Here is a 17,091-nt window from a genome sequence, read left to right on the forward strand (position 1 = left end):
GCCGGTCAGCGGATTCGTTATCGATCCGTACCGGCGCCGAGACGCGTGCGCGCGCCGAGGGGTTGACCGCACACACAGCGGGTGCAACACTGAACTAGATGGTTCAGCATTCAGATCTCGATACTTCGTTCGCCGCACTGGCCGACCCCACGCGACGTGGGATCCTCCAACGGCTCGGCCAAGGCGCCAGCACGATCAGCGATCTGGCGGAGCACTTCGAGATGACCCTCACCGGCATCAAGAAGCACGTGCACCTGCTCGAGGTTGCAGGCATGGTCGTGACGGAAAAGCGCGGGCGGGTGCGGTACTGCACGCTCGGCCCGAATCCCCTCGAGCGCGAGGTGGCCTGGATACGGGGCTACCAATCGTCGCTCGAAAGCCGACTGGACCGTCTGGACGAATTCCTCTCACGAACGGAAGGCACCTCATGAGCACATCAACTCCCCCCACGGCTGCAACACTCACCACCCCGGCGGACCGCGAAATCCACGTCGAGCGCATCTTCAATGCCCCGCGCGAGCGTGTGTGGGCAGCCTTCACCACACCCGAACTGCTGGCACAGTGGTGGGGCCGCGGCAATCGGCTCGACGTGGAGCGCTGGGTGACGGTCGCACCAGACTAACCGTCGTCAGCCAGTTCCACGCGCCTGAAGAGCGCGACGGCATGCTGCAATCCGGCATGGAAGGTGGCATGAACGAAAGCTACGTGGCCCTCGATGCGGTCCTGGCGCAGACGAATTGGTGAGCGGTACGGTGCCGGGTTCAGCCGATAACCGACACGCTGTGCCTACGTCCCACCAACCAGCACGCCACGGTGATCGCGCACGTGAAGGTGAGTGTCGCGATGAGCTGGTTCCGCGCTGCGTCGTCGAACAGAGCCAGCACCGCCACCGCGGCGAGCAGGGCGAGAGCGACGTAGGACAGATACGGGAAGCCCCACATCTTCAACGGCAGGTCGCTGAGGCCCTCCTTTTCGGCGCGGCGGCGTAGCACGATCTGCGACACCGTGACGAACGTCCACAACACGAGGATCGTCGACCCGACGGCGTTGAGCAGCAGGGGAAGTACCCGGTCGGGCGCAAGGTAGTTGAGAATCACCGTCAGGAAGCCGAAGGTCACCGACGCGAGCACCGCGAGGCGGGGTACGCCGTTGCGAGACACCCGCCCGAAGATCTTGGCCGCGGCGCCGCGCTCGGACAGCGAGTAGATCATCCGAGAACCACTGAACAGCATGGCGTTGAGCGAAGACAGCAGGGCGATCACCACGACGACGGTCATCACCGCGGCGGCCCCGGGTACGTGTGCGGCGTTCAGCACCGCCACGAAGGGGCCGGTGGCGAGTTCGTCGGCAGTCCACGGCAACACCGTCACCATGATCAGAACGGAACCGATGTAGAACACCAGGATTCGCCACACGATTGAGCGCACCGCCCGGCTCACGTTGCGGCGCGGCTCGGACGTCTCCGCGGCGGCAATGGCCATCACCTCGGTGCCGCCGAACGCGAACACCACGATGAGCAGTCCGGCCGCAATGCCGGTGATCCCGTTCGGGGCGAATCCGCCGTGGCCCGTGAGGTTCGCCAGCGCGGGAGCGTCGAAGCTCGGGATCCAACCGAAGATCATCGCGGAACCGATACCCAGGAAGGCGACGATCGCCGCGATCTTCAGTGCAGCGAACCAGAATTCGAACTCACCGAACCGGGAGACACCCGTCAGGTTCACAGCGGTCAGCACACTCATATAGACGAGCGCCGCCGCCCACTGCGGCACCGTCGGTATCGACGACGCGGTGATGGCTGCTGCAGCGGTCGCCTCGGCCGCCACCACGATGACCACCTGCACCCAGTAGAGCCATCCGATGGTGCGTCCCGCGACCGGGCCCATCGCGTTCTCGGCGTGGACCGAAAAGGCGCCGCTGTCGGGATCGGCGGCCACCATTTCGCCCATCATGCGCATGACGAGGACGACGAGGAAGCCGGCGATCAGGAACGACACGAGCACCGCCGGACCCGCGACAGCGATGCCGGCGCCGGAACCGACGAACAACCCGGCCCCGATCGCACCCCCCAGGCTCATCATCACGAGCTGTCGCGGCTTCATCGCCTGCTGAAGTCCCCGGGTGGCAATATCTTTCGTCGGAACAGGCGGTGTCTGCACCGCTGTGTCGTGAACTGTGTTCATGGGGTCTCCCGGGACGTCAGACGAGCTGATCGAGAGCGATCTCGAAGGCGGTACCGGCAATCCCGGTCGGCTGCTGTGATCGCGCGTGGCACCGCTCGAGCGCCGTCGCCACCGTGGTCGACACATCGCCGAAGATGGCGTCGTCGGACACCTCGATATCACCCTCCATCAACAATGCGAAAGCCCGGGCCATGCCGCAGTTGGCGATGAAATCGGGCAACACCGCCACACTCTTGTCGGCGTATTCGTAGGTGGGGCCGTAGAAGATCTCGTCGTCGGCGAAGGGCACGTTGGCGCCGCTCGCCACCACTTCGAGGCCGCCGTCGATCAACCGGTCCACCTGGTCGCGAGTGACCAGACGGGACGCCGCGCAGGGCAGGAACACCTCCGCGCCGACACTCCAGATCGTCTCGTTGATCTCCGTGAACGGCACCGCGCCAGTGGCATTCAGCTCGTTGCCCGACCTGGTCAGGAAGAGGTCGCGGATCTGCTCGAAATCGTAGCCATCGGTGTTCGACACCCCGCCGTTGCGGTCGATGATTCCGACGATCCGGGCGCCGGACTGGGCGAGGTAGTAGGCGGCGGTGGCACCGACATTGCCCCAGCCCTGCATGATAACCCGCTTGCCGGTGAGTTCACCGCCGTAGACGCGGTGGTAGTGGCGCACCGATTCCGCGACACCCCAGCCGGTGATCAGGTCGGAAACCGTGTACTTGGCCTGCGGGTCGGGGGTGAAGCGCGGATCCTCGACCACCTTCGCGACACCGAGCCGGAGTTGACCGACCCGCTGCACCCGTTCACGGTCGGTGGCCGCGAAATGTCCGTTGACGACGCCTTCCTGCGGGTGCCACAAGCCGTAGCTCTCGGTAATCGGGACGACCTCGGCCATCTCGTCGACGTTCAGGTCTCCGCCGGTGCCGTAATACGCCTTCAGCAGCGGGGTCACGGCCTTGAACCAGCGTCGCAACACCTCGTCCTTGCGGGGGTCCGTCGGATCGAAATCGATGCCCGACTTTGCACCGCCGATGGCCGGCCCCGAGACGGTGAACTTCACTTCCATGGTCTTGGCAAGCGACTCCACTTCCCGGCGGTCCAGCCCGCGCCGCATCCTCGTTCCCCCGCCGGCGGCGCCACCACGCAGCGAGTTGATCACTGTCCATCCCCGCGCGGACGTCTCGGTGTCGTGCCACTCGAAGACGATCTCGGGGGCCTTTTCTTCGAATCGGGTGAGCAGGTTCTTCATGGCTTCTTTCGGGTGTCGGGGCGGCCGGGCTGCGGGGCGATCGAGCCGGTTCGTCGGTCAGCGCCCGCTGTTACGGCGATCACTGTGGCGGGCGCCACTCCCGTGCCGCAAGCAGTGCGGCAGCACGTAGCCAACATGAACATCACCACGACAGGTGTTCGACATTTTTCTAGGCAACGTGCCCAGCAAACTCAGCGATCGACGTGCTGATCGGTGGCCCGGTACGCGGGAGCCTTCGCCGAACCGCGACGGTCGAGGGTGCGCAAAAGCGGCATCGATCGGTACGGAACGAGCACGGACAGCACCATGACGCTCGTCGATCGCGCGACAACGCTCGACTTGTTCAGATCGATCAAGGTCTGCTGCAGACCGAGGTGTGATTGGGCCGCGACCCGGCACAAGATGTCGCCCGAACCGGTGGTTGCAAAGGCCTCGAGCACGCCGGGAATCGACTCCAGTTCCGACGTCACCGAGTCGAGTGCGCCCTGCGCCGTCTCCAGGGTGACGAATGCCTGCACGTCGAAACCGGCGGCCCCGATGTCGAGATGCGGCTCGTAGCCGGCGACGATGCCCGACTCCTCGAGCTTGCGTACCCGGGCCTGGACGGTGGCTCTTGCCACCTTGATCCGGCGCGAGAGCTCCAGCACTCCCGCCTTCGGGTCGCTGTGCATAGCGTCGAGCAGCGCGAAATCGAGCTCGTCCAGTTGCACGGCATCCTTCATGCGAACACCTCCTCCGAGGCCAGTCAACTAGGCCGACTGTATAACAAATCGGGCAATCAGCCCCTCGAAAGTGGCAGTGGGGCTAGGAACTCCTGGCTCGGTTGCCTACGAGAGCGAAGTGGGTTTTCGTAGTGACCCAGGCAACAGTCCGGGCCCACCGGCCCACGAAACAGGAAGACTCCGATGACGATCGAACAGACTCTCACCGACAAGGAACGTTTGGCGGATCTCGATCTCGATCAGCTGAAGCAGCTCGTCGGTCTCGTGGAATACGACTCGGCCGCCGACCCGTTCCCGGTCAGCGGTTGGGATGCCGTCGTCTGGATCGTCGGCAATGCCACCCAGACCGCGCACTACTTCCAGTCCGCGTTCGGGATGACCCTCGTCGCCTACTCCGGGCCCACCACCGGCAACCGCGACCACCACAGCTTCGTCCTCGAATCCGGGGCCGTGCGCTTCGTCATCAAGGGCGCCGTCGACCCGGACAGCCCCCTGATCGAGCATCACCGCATCCACGGCGACGGTGTCGTCGACATCGCGCTGGCGGTGCCCGATGTCGACAAGTGCATCGCGCATGCCCGGGCGCAGGGTGCGACCGTACTGGACGAGCCGCACGACGTGACCGATGAGCACGGCACCGTCCGCCTCGCCGCGATCGCCACCTACGGCGACACCCGCCACACCCTGATCGACCGCTCCGGCTATTCCGGGCCCTATCTGCCCGGTTACGTCGAACGCACCTCCACCCATCGCAGACGCGACGGCGCCCCGAAACGGCTGTTCCAGGCCCTCGACCACGTCGTCGGCAACGTCGAACTCGGCAAGATGGACGAATGGGTCGGCTTCTACAACCGGGTCATGGGCTTCACCAACATGGCCGAATTCGTCGGCGAAGACATCGCCACCGACTACTCCGCCCTGATGTCCAAGGTCGTCTCCAACGGCAACCACCGGGTCAAGTTCCCCCTCAACGAGCCGGCGATTGCGAAGAAACGCTCCCAGATCGACGAATACCTCGACTTCTACCGAGGCCCCGGCGCGCAGCATCTGGCGTTGGCTACCAATGACATTCTCACCGCTGTCGACCAGCTCACTGCCGAGGGTGTCGAGTTCCTGGCCACCCCCGACTCCTACTACGAGGATCCCGAACTGCGCGCCCGGATCGGCAACGTCCGCGCCCCGATCGAGGAGTTGCAGAAACGGGGCATCCTCGTCGACCGTGACGAAGACGGCTACCTGCTGCAAATCTTCACCAAACCGCTCGTCGACCGTCCCACCGTGTTCTTCGAACTCATCGAACGCCACGGCTCCCTCGGCTTCGGCATCGGCAACTTCAAAGCCCTCTTCGAGGCCATCGAACGAGAACAAGCCGCACGCGGCAACTTCTGACGCGCTGGGCCGCCCCGCCGAGGGCGAAGGCGGGGGGGAGCGCACTAGCGCTTCGTCCCGTCCTGGCCGGTTCGAGTTGTTGCCGGGGACGAGAATCCACGAAAATCTGTCAATGTGGGGCGGCCACCCGTAGCGTCGGGAAAGCCGGGGAGTCGCAGCACAGTGAGGGCTTTCCGGACATTCCGTGAACGACACAGGAAGAGAGCAGCGCGATGCCGTACATCACCACCTCCGACGGAACCGAGATCTACTACACCGAGCAGGGCACCGGCCAACCGATCGTGCTGAGCCATGGGTGGCCACTGAGTTCCGACGCGTGGCAGGTCGAACTGAAGGTGTTCGCTGACGCCGGCTACCGCACGATCGCGCACGATCGCCGCGGCCACGGCCGTTCGTCGAAGACCTACACCGGCAATGACATGGACACCTACGCAAAGGATCTCGCCGAACTCATCGAGACGCTCGACCTGAACAGCGTCATCCTGGTCGGACATTCCACCGGGGGCGGCGAGGTCGTCCGCTACGCAGCGCAGTACGGCAAAGGGCGCGTCGCCAAAATTGTCACCGCCGGTGCTGTTCCCCCGATCATGGTCCGATCCGACACCAATCCCGAAGGCACGCCTATCGAGGTGTTCGACGGAATCCGCAATGGCGTCCTGAAGGACCGGTCGCAGTTCTACAAGGACCTCAGCGAGACCTTCTTCGGCGCAAACCGCGAAGGCTCCGATGTCTCGCAGGGCGCGAAGGACGACTTCTGGCGGCAGGGAATGCTCGTCAATCTCGCGGCAGCGTACGACTGCGTCAAGGCATTCTCGGAAACGGACCAGACCGAGGACCTCGAGGCGATCGATGTCCCGATCCTCATTGCGCACGGCGACGACGACCAGATAGTCCCGATCGCCGCAGCAGCAGAGAAGTCCATCAAGCTGGTCGAGAACGGCACCCTCAAGGTGTACCCAGGGGCTCCCCACGGCATTTACGGCTCCTACCAGGAGGCCCTCGACCGAGACATTCTCGCGTTCATCAAGGAGTAGACCTCGCAGCAGCGCGTGGTCCCGCGACCTCAGCATCAGCGCGGGACCATCGCTTCGATACCGTGTCAGGATGAGTACCCGCGATGTTCCTGCGCAGATCGGGGATCTCCCCCCGATCGGGCGTCCGGCCAACAGTGCCCTGATCGTGGCGGGCATTACCTCCCTGGCCCAGGTGGCCACCCGCAGTCGCCGCGAACTACTTGCCATGCACGGCGTGGGCCCGAAGGCCGTCCGCATCCTGGAAGTCGCCCTCGCGGAACAAGGGCTCGCCTTCGTCGAGTGAGCGTGTGACGGTAGTGCGCCGCTTCGCTCGCCGGCGGAAACCGTTGAATCCGCGGCCGTCGAAGCAACTCCTGGCTGGAATCGGATTCACTCCTTCGCTTCCGCCGTGCCGAGCGCCGTCAACAAGAACCTCTCGGCGGCATCGGTGTCGGCACCGAGGCGGTGGAGTGGACCGGGATTGTCGGATTCGTCGGCCATCAACGCAAGCAGCATGTGCTCGGTACCGATGTAGTTGTGCCCCAGTCGTAACGCCTCACGGGTGGTCAGTTCGAGCACCTTCTTCGCGCCCGCCGCGTAGGGGATCAGGCTGGGGGACTCGGCGTCGGCCGGCCCTGCCGGTAGTTCGGCCTCCGTCGCTTCCCGGATTGCATGCGGTGTGAAGCCCTGGTCGGTGAGCGCCCGCATCGCGAGGCTGTCGGGCGCGCAGAGCATGCCGAGTAGGAGATGCGCGGACTGAATCTCGGACAGTCGCTGCGCCCGTGCTTCTTCCTGCGATTGGACCACCGCGTGCCGGGCTTTTTCGGTAAAGCGCGCGAACATGTTGGCACTGCCTTTGGGTGTAAAGCGTTGCTGAGCGGCCTGCTTCGTGACACCGATGCAGCCGCCGATCTCGGTCCACGAGGCACCGCTACGCCGCGCTTGATCGACGAAGTGTCCGATCAGGTGGTCGGAGATTTCGTTGACGTGCTCGGCGGTCAAGACCGCAGCCGTCAACTGTTCGAGGGGTTGATCGGGGTATCCGGAGCGGATGCCGTCGATGAGGTCATCGAGCCGAAGTTTTTCCATGCGTCAACGCTAGATTGACGCATCAGAATCGTCAAGGCTTCGTTGACGATGAGCTTTTCCCACCGATGGCGTGCAGCGCGAATACGATGTCGGGGGGAGGGATGAGCTGTTTGACGGGAGCCTGACCATGCGTCACCACGATGAGGGCCGCGACCACGACGAGGCTGACCTCGAGATTCGACCGCAAGAAGATCATGCCGCCGGCCCCACTGCCGTCGCAGTGTCGATGAAACGCTCCCTCGAACACATGGGTGTGAGGCGGACAGCCGAGACTCTGCTGCGCCTGAATCAGGCCGAGGGATTCGACTGCATGAGCTGCGCCTGGCCGGACCCCGACCCGGGCCATCGGCACAAAGCGGAATTCTGCGAGAACGGTGCGAAGGCAGTCGCGGAGGAAGCGACCCGGTCCCGCGCCACTCCGGAGTTCTTCGCCCGGCACAGTATCGCCGACCTCGACAGTCACAGCGAACACTGGCTCGGGCAGCAGGGGCGGATCACCCATCCCATGGTGAAGCGGCCCGGGGCGACGCATTACGAACCGGTCGACTGGGACGAGGCCTTCGGGCTGATCGGCGACCAGTTGAATGCGCTGGGCAGCCCCGACGAGGCCATTTTCTATACGTCCGGCCGGGCGTCCAACGAGGCGGCGTTCGCGTACCAACTCTTCGTCCGCGCATTCGGCACCAATAATCTGCCCGACTGTTCCAACATGTGCCACGAATCCACCAGCATCGCCCTCCAGGAATCTATCGGCATCGGCAAGGCGAGTGTCGTGATGGAGGACGTCTACAACGCGAAATTGATTGTGTTGCAGGGGCAGAATCCGGGCACCAATCATCCGCGCATGCTGTCGGCGCTCGAGAAAGCCAAGCAGAACGGCGCGAAGATCCTGTCGATCAATCCGCTCCGCGAGGCCGGCCTCGTCAACTTCAAGAACCCGCAGACGCCACGCGGCATGGTGGGATCGGGCACCGACCTGTCCGACATGCACCTCCCGATCGCGCTGAATGGTGATCTCGCCCTTCTCCAGGCCTTCGGCTCCCTACTCGTCGAATGGGACGCGCTGGATCACGCCTTCATCGACCAGCACACGATCGGCGTCGAGCTGTGGAAACAGCATGTCGCCGCGATCGACTGGGACGTCGTCACCGAGTCGACGGGGCTGTCCCGGGAGCAGATCACCGACGCCGCCACGTTGCTCCGGGACTCCGACGCCACCGTGTTCTGCTGGGCGATGGGACTCACCCAGCACCGCAACTCAGTGGCGATTATCAAAGAAATCACCAATCTTGCACTGGCGCAGGGTAATATCGGGAAGCGCGGTGCAGGTTTGTTTCCGGTTCGGGGGCACTCCAACGTGCAGGGTGACCGCACGATGGGTATCTGGGAGCGGCCGCCCGGACATTTCCTCGATGCCCTCGAGAAGGAGTTTCATTTCGATCCACCGCGCGAGAACGGGTACGACACCGTCGACTCGATCCGCGCTATGCGCGACGGGAAGGCGCACTTCTTCCTCGGATTGGGCGGCAACTTCGTCCAGGCCGCCCCGGACACCGAGGTGACCGCTGCCGCGCTCCGCAAGACGCGCATGACCGTCCACATCTCCACCAAGATCAATCGTTCCCACCTGGTGTGCGGAGAGACGGCGCTCATTCTGCCGACGAAGGGGCGCACCGAGAAGGACGTCCAAGCGTCGGGGCCGCAGTTCGTTTCGGTCGAGGATTCCACATGCTCGGTGCACGCGTCGCGGGGCCCGTTGGATCCAGCCAGTCCACACCTGGAGTCGGAGGTGGGCATTGTGACGCGCATCGCCGAGGCCACCATCGGTGACCGTTACGGGCTCGACTGGAAGGGGATGCGAGACGACTACGCGAACATCCGCATGCACATCTCCCGCGTCGTGCCCGGGTGCGAGGGGTACGAGGTGAACGTCCGGCGGCCGGGCGGCTTCATCCTTCCGAATCCGCCGCGTGATTCGCGGACATTCGAAACTCGCTCGGGTCGAGCAGAGTTCGCGGTGTCCCCGATCGAGGTGGTGCAGGTGCCGCCGGGACACGTGATCTTGCAGACGCTGCGTAGTCACGACCAGTTCAACACCACCATCTATGGGTACAGCGACCGCTACCGGGGCATCGAGGGTGGCCGTCGCGTGATCTTCCTGCACCGCGACGACATCGCGTCGCTCGGATTCGACAACGGCGACATGGTCGATCTCTTCACGCGCTGGGACGGTGACGAGCGGGTCCGGTGCGCGCGGAACTTCCGCATCGTCGAGTACGACACCCCGCGCGGTTCCGCTGCCGCCTACTATCCGGAGACCAATCCACTCGTGCCACTGGACTCGACGGCGTTGGGCAGCAATTGTCCGACCTCGAAGTCCGTGGTCATCTCGCTCGCCCGGGCGAAGGGGAAGGACCCCGATCAAGCCGGCGACCAAGACGAAGTGGGTGCCGACTGGACGCACAAGACCGATCCGGAGCCTCACCACCTGTCCTGAGTCCGGCCGCGCGAAAAAGGTGGCAAGCGTTCACGCCCTCTCGTAAGGCGCCCAGGTAGCAGCGGCTTGCGCAAACATCCCGGCTGGTCGGGACGCCAGTCCCTTCCCCGCGGGACATCGAGCCCGGCACAGTGGAGCGACTTCGAGAGCGAAAGGCGAGCCTTGGTGACCATCGACGACAAGAGCGCAACGCGCCCGTCGCCGCTCGTGGACGCACTCCCCGGGCGGTACCGGACGGTGCTGCGTCTGCGGCTCGCTCATCAGTTGTCGGTAGAGCAAGTGGCCCGGATGCTCGGCACCTCGACAGAGGCGGTTCTGCTGACTCAGCACGCCGCGATGAACCTCCTCCGGCGAGAACTCGCTGACGAACGCCACAGCAGGAGCGAGCGCCGGATGTGGTGAAGTCGGGTGGTCTACAGATGCTCGCTTACTCATCCAGTATCAGACAGCGAGAACGCTGCTCGAGGCCCGTCAGCGGCGGTGTTGTGGCAGCTGTGGGCGACCACTGCCGCGACCGGGCGATCATCGGACTCGGGTGTCAGTCTGAAACCGACACCGCGCACCGTCTCGATGACGTCTGGTGCCCCGTGGGATTCGAGCTTGCGGCGTAGTAGATAGATGCATGTGTTGAGGACGTTCGACTTGGAATCCGCTGGGAGCCCCCACACTTTCTGGAGTAGGTGCCCGCGACGGACGACAAGGCCGGGATCTTTCGCGAGAACAACAACCACATCGAGTTCTGTCTTACTCAGGGCAATGCGCGTAGTGCCCACTTGGAGCACTGCGTTGTCGGTGTTCACGGCGATGCCTGACAAGGTGGGTGAATTCGACGAGGAACGAGACGGCCCCAGTCGTCGGAGGAGGGCGCGCAGTCGTGCGATGACCTCGTCGATGTTGACCGGGAAACTCATTACGTCATCTGCGCCGGCCTCGAAGTAGGAGCACCGGATTTCCTCGTTCGCGAACTCGTCGATGACGAGGATCCCCGTTCCCGCTCCGCAAGCACGCAAGGCGCGAATTGTGTCGAGCTGCTCAACATTTCGTGAACGCGCGTCCACTATCACCACGTCGGCAAGCCGCACCAGTTCTGCTCGGCTGAGCAGGGCGGAACCGATCTGCACATGCACTCCCGCCGCGCGTAGGCGCCCGACCAGCCGGGACTCGGCGCTGGGGAGCGCTAGTACCCTTCCCGGAACGGCACAGTGATCGGCGAAGGAGTACACGATGAGCTCCTTCCTGACACACGACTCGGCCGCGCATTCCGTACGGTTCCCGGAGACGAGACTGAAACGACTCCACCTCTCGGGCAGTCTCGTTTCTCCACTTCGACAAGATCGGGAGAATCGACGGCAGTGTTACGGCGATCATTCTGCACTGCCGACGCGAGGGACGCAGAGGATGCACCTGCCAGCCATTCCGGTCCAAGTCCGATGCAACATGCCGCACGGCCGCAGTCGTCGGTCAGGGTCATCGACTCAGCTGTCGGGTGCACGTGACGGTAGGCGGCCAGTGGGCGGCCCAGCGCTGGAGATGTCGAGATGTCGAGATGTCGAGATGTCGAGATGCAGAATTGTGCACCGGTCTTTTGGACACTATTGGGTAAGACGCCCTACACGCATTGTTCATCACCGGGACCGGTGGGCTCCTGCACGCTGTCCCCTGTCGGGAGGGTTACTTCGAGGACAGCCACAGTCTGAAGGCTTCGGCCGTTGCCGCCTGCAAAGTCGTCCCCCGGGTGGCTACTTCGATCTTCACCTGCCGCAGCAACTCCGGGTCTACGCGGGCGGAGAATTGAGGGAGTTTCTTCGCACCCACGGACGGTGTGGTGAAGTCGGTTGCAGTCCTCGGTACGAGCGAACTGTTATCACCATCGGGCGTCGCGGTCTGCAACGCGGTGTCGGGTGCTCCCATGGAGTGCTCGTTGGACATCTTCATCTCCTTGACGAACCGATGAGGTGTTCAGGAATCCGGGTTTGCACGTTGAGAGTTGTATTAGAAGCTTAGTTGCCTACATTTACGACCAGAATGGACCGAAACCGAAGCCTGCGGGTAGAAAGATAGCAGGCGTGAAGGCAATGTAGGTTGTTATCAGGAAAGCAATCGGATTCGGGATACTTAGTTCGGTTGAGCAAAAGAAGCAATCATGGTCCCTATCAGGGTTTGGCGCCAGTTATCGTACCTCCGGTACGATTTGGCATGCAATGTAGCTTGGTAGCAAAATTGCAATTTGCTTTCCGAACGACCAACCTTGAAACGAGAACTTACTGAACGTCCGACCAAAAGCCGAAACTTACTGCACGTCCGACTAGGTCGTAAAGGCGCACTGCCAGGCATTACGGACCCAGGGTGCGCCTTCTGAGATGAACGTTCATTGTCCTTGTGAAAAGCAATCATTCGCCCGTTAAGGGCGTCGTCCTCCGCTGATAGTTTCTACATCCGCGAAGACCCGGAAATTCGGAAATAAATTATTCAAATAACCGACACGCCGTCCCGGTCGTTGACACATACCGGGTGATTTGCGAATGATTCCTCTCGTCAACCGCTCCACGGTGAGGGGAAAATTCGTGACATCGATCCACAGTTCGCTTTGGGCGCGTTCTCCGCGTCGCTGGTTTGTTGGGGTGGCGGCAATTACGACCGCCACGGCTCTTATGATCTCGGGTGGTGTCGCGTCCGCGTCTCATCCTCCAGTCGGTCTGGGGACAGCCGCCTCCTTCGCGGTGCTGGCCGGCACCACGGTCACCAACACCGGCCCTACGACCGTTTCCGGGGACCTGGGGGTCAGCCCAGGCAGCGCGGTCACAGGATTCCCGCCGGGAACGGTGATCAACGGAACGCAGCACGTCGCCGATGCCGTTGCGCTCCAGGCTCAATCCGATCTGACGACGGCCTACAACGATGCTGCCGGCCGGCCGGCCACCGCGGCGGCGCCCCCCGACCTCGGTGGCCTGACTCTGGTCGACGGCACCTACAACACGGCTGGGCCGATGGGATTGACCGGCACAGTCACCCTGGATGCGCAGGGAGATCCCAATGCGGTATTCATCTTCCAGGCGGGATCCACGCTGATCACCGCGTCGAACAGCACGGTCGCCCTGATCAACGGGGCCTCACCGTGCAACGTGTTCTGGCAGGTGGGTAGCTCGGCGACTCTGGGCACCAACACCACTTTCGTCGGAACCATCATGGCGTTGACCTCGATCTCGGTGCAGACCGGCACCACCGTGAACGGACGCGTACTGGCCCGCAACGGCCAAGTCAGCCTGGACAACAACGTCATCACCCGGCCCAACTGTGCCACGCCGCCGCCGACGTCCACGACGACGCCGCCGCCGACCACGACGACGACCACAACGACGGCGCCGCCGACGACCACAACGACGCCACCGCCGACCACGACGACCACGCCGCCGATCACCACCACAATCACCAACGGCCCCGTCGTGCCGATTCCCATCCCGATTCCCATTCCGATCCCCATCCCCCCCGGCGGAGGTATTCCCGGCGTTCCCGGTGTTCCCGGTGTTCCCGGTGTTCCCGGTATCCCCGGTGTTCCCGGACCGCCGGCTCCTCCTGCTCCTCCCGGACCTCCTGCTCCTCCCGGACCGCCTGCTCCGCCCGCACCTCCTGCGCCGCCCGGTGGACCTGGCGAGCAGGGTGGCCCCGGTCAGGGTGGACCTGGCGAGCAGGGTGGACCTGGTCAGGGTGGACCTGGCGAGCAGGGTGGACCCGGTCAGGGTGGACCTGGCGAGCAGGGTGGACCCGGTCAGGGTGGACCTGGCGAGCAGGGTGGACCCGGTCAGGGTGGACCTGGCGAGCAGGGTGGCCCCGGTCAGGGTGGACCCGGCGGGGGAGGTAAGGGTGGCCCTGGCGGTAACGGGTACATCATTCCCAAGGGGGCCCCGGAAACAGGGGCCGGCGGCACCATTCCGCCCCCCGGTGATGAGGCGCTTCTCCGCGCCCTCGGAGGGCTGGCCCTAGTCGGATCGGGCATAGCGGCAGGCCAGGGTGCCCGACTGCGCGGGAGGCAACGATGAGCGAGCCGAACTCCGAGTGGTCGGAGTCCGTCCCGGGCCCCGAGTGGCCAGGAACCGAGGGGACGATGGGCAGGGCGAAACGCTGGTGGGTGTTGGCGGCAGTCCTGCTGCTCATCGCGACGGCTGTCCTCGCCCTGCGCAGTTATCAGGATTCGGGTGATTCGCAGCTGACACCGCCAACGGTGACCGATACTGCGCCCTCTGAGGGGGTGTCCGGCCCGGCGCCGGTCGCACTGCGGATCCCCGAGTTGGGGGTGGACGAATCCCTCATCACCCTCGGCCTCAATCCCGACGAAACAGTGGAAGTGCCCACCGATTTCGACAAGCCGGGGTGGTACAAGTTCGGGCCCGCTCCGGGGCAACTGGGTTCGGCCGTGATCCTGGGGCATGTCGACTCACACGAGGGGCCGGCGGTGTTCCATGGATTGAAGAACCTGGAGGCAGGAGACACGGTCGAGGTGAGCTTGACCGACGGCAACATCGCCCACTTCTCTGTTACCAAGGTGGAGACGTATCCGAAGACGGAATTCCCGGCCGAGCAGGTCTACGGCTCACACGGCAACCAGACTCTGCAACTGGTCACCTGCGGAGGGGAATTCGACCCGCACGCCCGTAGCTACCTGTCCAACATCGTGGCTTACACCTCACTGGTCGACATCACTCCGGCGGCCGCCAACCAGAGATGACCGGACCCGCGTAAGTTCACGTTTAGGAGGCAAAGGCAGCCACGGTCCCGTCAGCCAGCGAACAGTGCTTACTCAGGGCCTATATCGACCCAAGGCGTCTGCCAGTCGGGGGCAGGCGCCTTGTCTGGTCGGCGTCCCCGACTGGGCGTGGCGAGAGCAGCCGACCGCATCACCGTGCGTGTCTGGGCAAGGATGGCAGCCGGCTTTCTGATCGGTGCGAACAGCCATCGTCCGGTGAGGAAGGCGAAACATGCGACGAGGGCGTGGAGTATCGGCACGGCAACTCTCCGGTAGTTCGGTCGGGGACTGGTTGGTCATGCGCCTGATGGGCAGTCGGGCGCCCCGCACCAATGTCGTGCGGGGCGCCCATCCTTCTCGGAGGCGGATCAAGCGAGGTGGTGCACTTCCTGCAGTCCGTAGACCGGGGTCGGGATCTTCTCGTACCGCGCCTTGATCTGGAGGGCCAGATACAGGGAGTAGTGCCGCGACTGGTGCAGGTTGCCGCCGTGGAACCACAACGCTTCCTGCTGTGTCGGCTTCCACATGTTGCGCTGTTCACCTTCCCACGGGCCGGGATCCTTGGTGGTGTCGGAGCCGAGGCCCCAGCACTTGCCGACCTTGTCGGCCACTTCCTGGCCCATGAGGTCGGCGGCCCACCCGTTCATGGATCCGTAACCGGTGGCGTAGACGACCAGGTCGGCAGGCAGTTCCGTTCCGTCGGTGAGGACCACGGCGGTCTCGGTGAGTCGATCGACCTGTCCGGACGCGAGGTGGATGCTGCCGTCGGCGACGAGTTCGGAGGCGCCGACGTCGATGTAGTAGCCGGAGCCTCGGCGCAGGTATTTCATGAACAGCCCGGAGCCGTCGTCACCGAAATCGAGCTTGAATCCGGCCTTTTCGAGCCGGTCGTAGAACTCCTTGTCACGTTCGGCGATCTTCTGATAGATCGGGATCTGGAATTCGTGCATGATCTTGTACGGCAAGGACGCGAACGTGAGGTCGGCCTTCTCCGTCGTCATGCCCGCCGCGAGTGCCCGCTCCGAGTAGAGGTCGCCGAGGCCGAGGTCCATGAGCGACTCCGACTTCACGATGTGCGTGGACGAGCGCTGCAGCATGGTGACGTCGGCGCCGTTCTCGTAGAGTGCTTTACAGATGTCGTGGGCCGAGTTGTTGGCGCCCACGACGACGACGCGCTTGCCCGCGTAGGCGTCCGGACCCGGGTGCTGACTCGAGTGGTGCTGTTCGCCCTCGAAGATGTCCTGGCCCGGGAACGACGGAACACTGGGTTTGCCGGACATGCCGGTGGCGAGCACCAACTGTTTCGGGTGGAGGACGACCTCCTCACCGGCGCGATCGAGGACGACCGTCCATTCCTTGGTCTCTTCGTCGAACGCGGCGGAGGTGCAGGTGGTGGACGCCCAGTACGGGATCTCCATCACCTTCGTGTACATCTCGAGCCAGTCGCCGATCTTGTCCTTCGGGGCGAACACCGGCCAGTTGTCGGGGAACGGCATGTACGGTAGGTGGTCATACCAGACGGGGTCGTGCAGGCACAGCGACTTGTACCGGTTGCGCCACTGGTCGCCGGGACGCTCGTTCTTGTCGACCACGATGGCCGGCACACCCAGTTGACGCATGCGGGCACCGAGCGCGATGCCGCCCTGGCCACCACCGATGATCAGCACGTAGGGCTGCTGCGTGTAGCCGAGTTCCCTTTCCTCGAGTTCCCGCTTTTCGGCCCAGCTGAGGGTGTCCCCGCCGGACCCGTGGACTGCGCCCTTCACGCGATTCGTCCCTCGGGGCTCCTCGTGTCCCTTCAGTTCCTGCATGGTGGTGAGCAACGTCCATGCCTCGTCACCCTTGAGCCGCAGGTGGCCCTTTCCGCGGCTCGTGGCGGTCTCGAACGTGATCCATGCGGAGGTGACTCCGTCGGCCTCTTCCGGGGTCTCGCTGGTGCGGAAGTTTCTCGGCTCGGTGTCGTCGAGTCGTGCCTGCAGCATTGCGGCAACGCCGTCGCGTCCCTCGACCGTCTCGAGGTTCCAGGTGAATGCCACCAGATCCCGCCAAAAGCTGTCGACCGCGAACATGCCCGCAGCGCGGTCGATGTCCCGCGCAGCGAGAGCCGCTTCGAAATCAGCCAGCCACAGGTCGACCCGTTCCTGGGGCGTCGAGAATGTCTGGACCGCGGGCGGCTGGACAGTCTGTGTCATGGACCTCTCCTTCTCTCTGTTGTGA

Annotated in this window: 15 protein-coding genes and 1 pseudogene; 9 read left to right on the plus strand and 7 right to left on the minus strand. The window is 64.1% G+C overall.

The genetic code is table 11. The features are described 5' to 3' along the window. The first annotated feature begins 98 nt into the window (after nt 1–98). Together NOF53_RS22205 and NOF53_RS22210 are read left to right on the plus strand one after the other, a co-directional pair. The gene (locus NOF53_RS22205) at nt 99–431 is read left to right on the plus strand and encodes an ArsR/SmtB family transcription factor (RefSeq protein ID WP_255972778.1); all 333 of its coding nucleotides are present in this window, start codon (nt 99–101) and stop codon (nt 429–431) included. Next, a pseudogene (locus tag NOF53_RS22210) lies at nt 428–744 on the plus strand (SRPBCC domain-containing protein). Before NOF53_RS22205 ends, NOF53_RS22210 begins: the two are co-directional and overlap by 4 nt. Before the next feature lie 17 nt (nt 745–761). On the opposite strand, the gene NOF53_RS22215 reads toward NOF53_RS22210, so the two are convergent. The 3 genes from NOF53_RS22215 to NOF53_RS22225 form a co-directional block, all read right to left on the minus strand. Beyond that, nucleotides 762–2,180 carry an amino acid permease gene (locus NOF53_RS22215; RefSeq protein ID WP_374212652.1) on the minus strand — a complete coding sequence of 473 codons (1,419 nt, stop codon included), beginning with the start codon at nt 2,178–2,180 and terminating at the stop codon, nt 762–764. Between the two features lie 16 nt (nt 2,181–2,196). After that, a complete protein-coding gene (locus NOF53_RS22220) occupies nt 2,197–3,423 on the minus strand; it encodes a Glu/Leu/Phe/Val dehydrogenase dimerization domain-containing protein (RefSeq protein WP_255972780.1) in 1,227 nt (408 codons plus the stop codon). Between the two features lie 191 nt (nt 3,424–3,614). Then, nucleotides 3,615–4,145, minus strand: coding sequence for an Lrp/AsnC family transcriptional regulator (locus NOF53_RS22225; protein ID WP_255972782.1), 531 nt, complete (start codon nt 4,143–4,145; stop codon nt 3,615–3,617). 183 nt (nt 4,146–4,328) lie between these two features. On the opposite strand from NOF53_RS22225, the gene hppD reads away from it, so the two are divergent. The 3 genes from hppD to NOF53_RS22240 all read left to right on the plus strand — a co-directional run bounded on the left by hppD (nt 4,329) and on the right by NOF53_RS22240 (nt 6,851). Beyond that, nucleotides 4,329–5,534, plus strand: coding sequence for a 4-hydroxyphenylpyruvate dioxygenase (gene hppD, locus NOF53_RS22230; RefSeq protein WP_255972785.1), 1,206 nt, complete (start codon nt 4,329–4,331; stop codon nt 5,532–5,534). A gap of 212 nt (nt 5,535–5,746) precedes the next feature. Next, nucleotides 5,747–6,568: an alpha/beta fold hydrolase gene (locus tag NOF53_RS22235; protein WP_255972787.1), complete on the plus strand. Its 822-nt coding sequence runs from the start codon at nt 5,747–5,749 to the stop codon at nt 6,566–6,568. Between the two features lie 70 nt (nt 6,569–6,638). Then, entirely contained in the window at nt 6,639–6,851 is a 213-nt protein-coding gene (locus NOF53_RS22240; protein ID WP_255972789.1) for a helix-hairpin-helix domain-containing protein, read from the plus strand. 86 nt (nt 6,852–6,937) lie between these two features. On the opposite strand, the gene NOF53_RS22245 is transcribed toward NOF53_RS22240, so the two are convergent. Beyond that, a complete protein-coding gene (locus tag NOF53_RS22245; protein WP_255972791.1) occupies nt 6,938–7,636 on the minus strand; it encodes a Clp protease N-terminal domain-containing protein in 699 nt (232 codons plus the stop codon). 127 nt (nt 7,637–7,763) lie between these two features. Here NOF53_RS22245 and NOF53_RS22250 point away from each other — a divergent pair, with 127 nt between their 5' ends. Further along, on the plus strand, nt 7,764–10,133 hold the full coding sequence (locus tag NOF53_RS22250) for an FdhF/YdeP family oxidoreductase (RefSeq protein ID WP_255972794.1): 2,370 nt from the start codon (nt 7,764–7,766) through the stop codon (nt 10,131–10,133). 165 nt (nt 10,134–10,298) lie between these two features. Beyond that, nucleotides 10,299–10,535, plus strand: a complete 237-nt coding sequence (locus NOF53_RS22255; RefSeq protein ID WP_255972797.1) for a sigma factor-like helix-turn-helix DNA-binding protein — start codon at nt 10,299–10,301, stop codon at nt 10,533–10,535. 29 nt (nt 10,536–10,564) lie between these two features. Here the strand turns inward: NOF53_RS22255 and NOF53_RS27785 are convergent, their stop codons facing one another. Beyond that, nucleotides 10,565–11,356, minus strand: a complete 792-nt coding sequence (locus NOF53_RS27785; protein ID WP_255972800.1) for a winged helix-turn-helix transcriptional regulator — start codon at nt 11,354–11,356, stop codon at nt 10,565–10,567. Nucleotides 11,357–11,804: 448 nt separating this feature from the next. Next, entirely contained in the window at nt 11,805–12,068 is a 264-nt protein-coding gene (locus NOF53_RS22265) for a hypothetical protein (RefSeq protein ID WP_308213858.1), read from the minus strand. Nucleotides 12,069–12,784: 716 nt separating this feature from the next. Between NOF53_RS22265 and NOF53_RS22270 the strand changes: the two genes are divergently transcribed. Both NOF53_RS22270 and NOF53_RS22275 read left to right on the plus strand, forming a co-directional pair. Next, nucleotides 12,785–14,170 carry an ice-binding family protein gene (locus NOF53_RS22270; protein ID WP_255972804.1) on the plus strand — a complete coding sequence of 462 codons (1,386 nt, stop codon included), beginning with the start codon at nt 12,785–12,787 and terminating at the stop codon, nt 14,168–14,170. Beyond that, on the plus strand, nt 14,167–14,856 hold the full coding sequence (locus NOF53_RS22275; RefSeq protein WP_255972807.1) for a class F sortase: 690 nt from the start codon (nt 14,167–14,169) through the stop codon (nt 14,854–14,856). Before NOF53_RS22270 ends, NOF53_RS22275 begins: the two co-directional genes overlap by 4 nt. A gap of 386 nt (nt 14,857–15,242) precedes the next feature. Here the strand turns inward: NOF53_RS22275 and NOF53_RS22280 are convergent, their stop codons facing one another. Further along, nucleotides 15,243–17,066 (minus strand): NAD(P)/FAD-dependent oxidoreductase, encoded by a 1,824-nt coding sequence (locus tag NOF53_RS22280; protein ID WP_255972809.1) that lies wholly within the window; start codon nt 17,064–17,066, stop codon nt 15,243–15,245. Between the last annotated feature and the right edge of the window lie 25 nt (nt 17,067–17,091).

This window comes from Rhodococcus tibetensis (assembly GCF_024438035.1).
Taxonomy (GTDB): domain Bacteria; phylum Actinomycetota; class Actinomycetes; order Mycobacteriales; family Mycobacteriaceae; genus Rhodococcus_F; species Rhodococcus_F tibetensis.

Coding starts and splice junctions, on each gene's coding strand:
- NOF53_RS22220 (WP_255972780.1), bottom strand. CDS start 3,423: ATGAAGAACCTGCTCACCCGATTCGAAGAAAAGGCCCCCGAGATCGTC.
- NOF53_RS22235 (WP_255972787.1), top strand. CDS start 5,747: ATGCCGTACATCACCACCTCCGACGGAACCGAGATCTACTACACCGAG.
- NOF53_RS22215 (WP_374212652.1), bottom strand. CDS start 2,180: ATGAACACAGTTCACGACACAGCGGTGCAGACACCGCCTGTTCCGACG.
- NOF53_RS22270 (WP_255972804.1), top strand. CDS start 12,785: ATGATCTCGGGTGGTGTCGCGTCCGCGTCTCATCCTCCAGTCGGTCTG.
- NOF53_RS22265 (WP_308213858.1), bottom strand. CDS start 12,068: ATGAAGATGTCCAACGAGCACTCCATGGGAGCACCCGACACCGCGTTG.
- NOF53_RS22225 (WP_255972782.1), bottom strand. CDS start 4,145: ATGAAGGATGCCGTGCAACTGGACGAGCTCGATTTCGCGCTGCTCGAC.
- hppD (WP_255972785.1), top strand. CDS start 4,329: ATGACGATCGAACAGACTCTCACCGACAAGGAACGTTTGGCGGATCTC.
- NOF53_RS22250 (WP_255972794.1), top strand. CDS start 7,764: ATGCGTCACCACGATGAGGGCCGCGACCACGACGAGGCTGACCTCGAG.
- NOF53_RS22240 (WP_255972789.1), top strand. CDS start 6,639: ATGAGTACCCGCGATGTTCCTGCGCAGATCGGGGATCTCCCCCCGATC.
- NOF53_RS22280 (WP_255972809.1), bottom strand. CDS start 17,066: ATGACACAGACTGTCCAGCCGCCCGCGGTCCAGACATTCTCGACGCCC.
- NOF53_RS22245 (WP_255972791.1), bottom strand. CDS start 7,636: ATGGAAAAACTTCGGCTCGATGACCTCATCGACGGCATCCGCTCCGGA.
- NOF53_RS22205 (WP_255972778.1), top strand. CDS start 99: ATGGTTCAGCATTCAGATCTCGATACTTCGTTCGCCGCACTGGCCGAC.
- NOF53_RS22275 (WP_255972807.1), top strand. CDS start 14,167: ATGAGCGAGCCGAACTCCGAGTGGTCGGAGTCCGTCCCGGGCCCCGAG.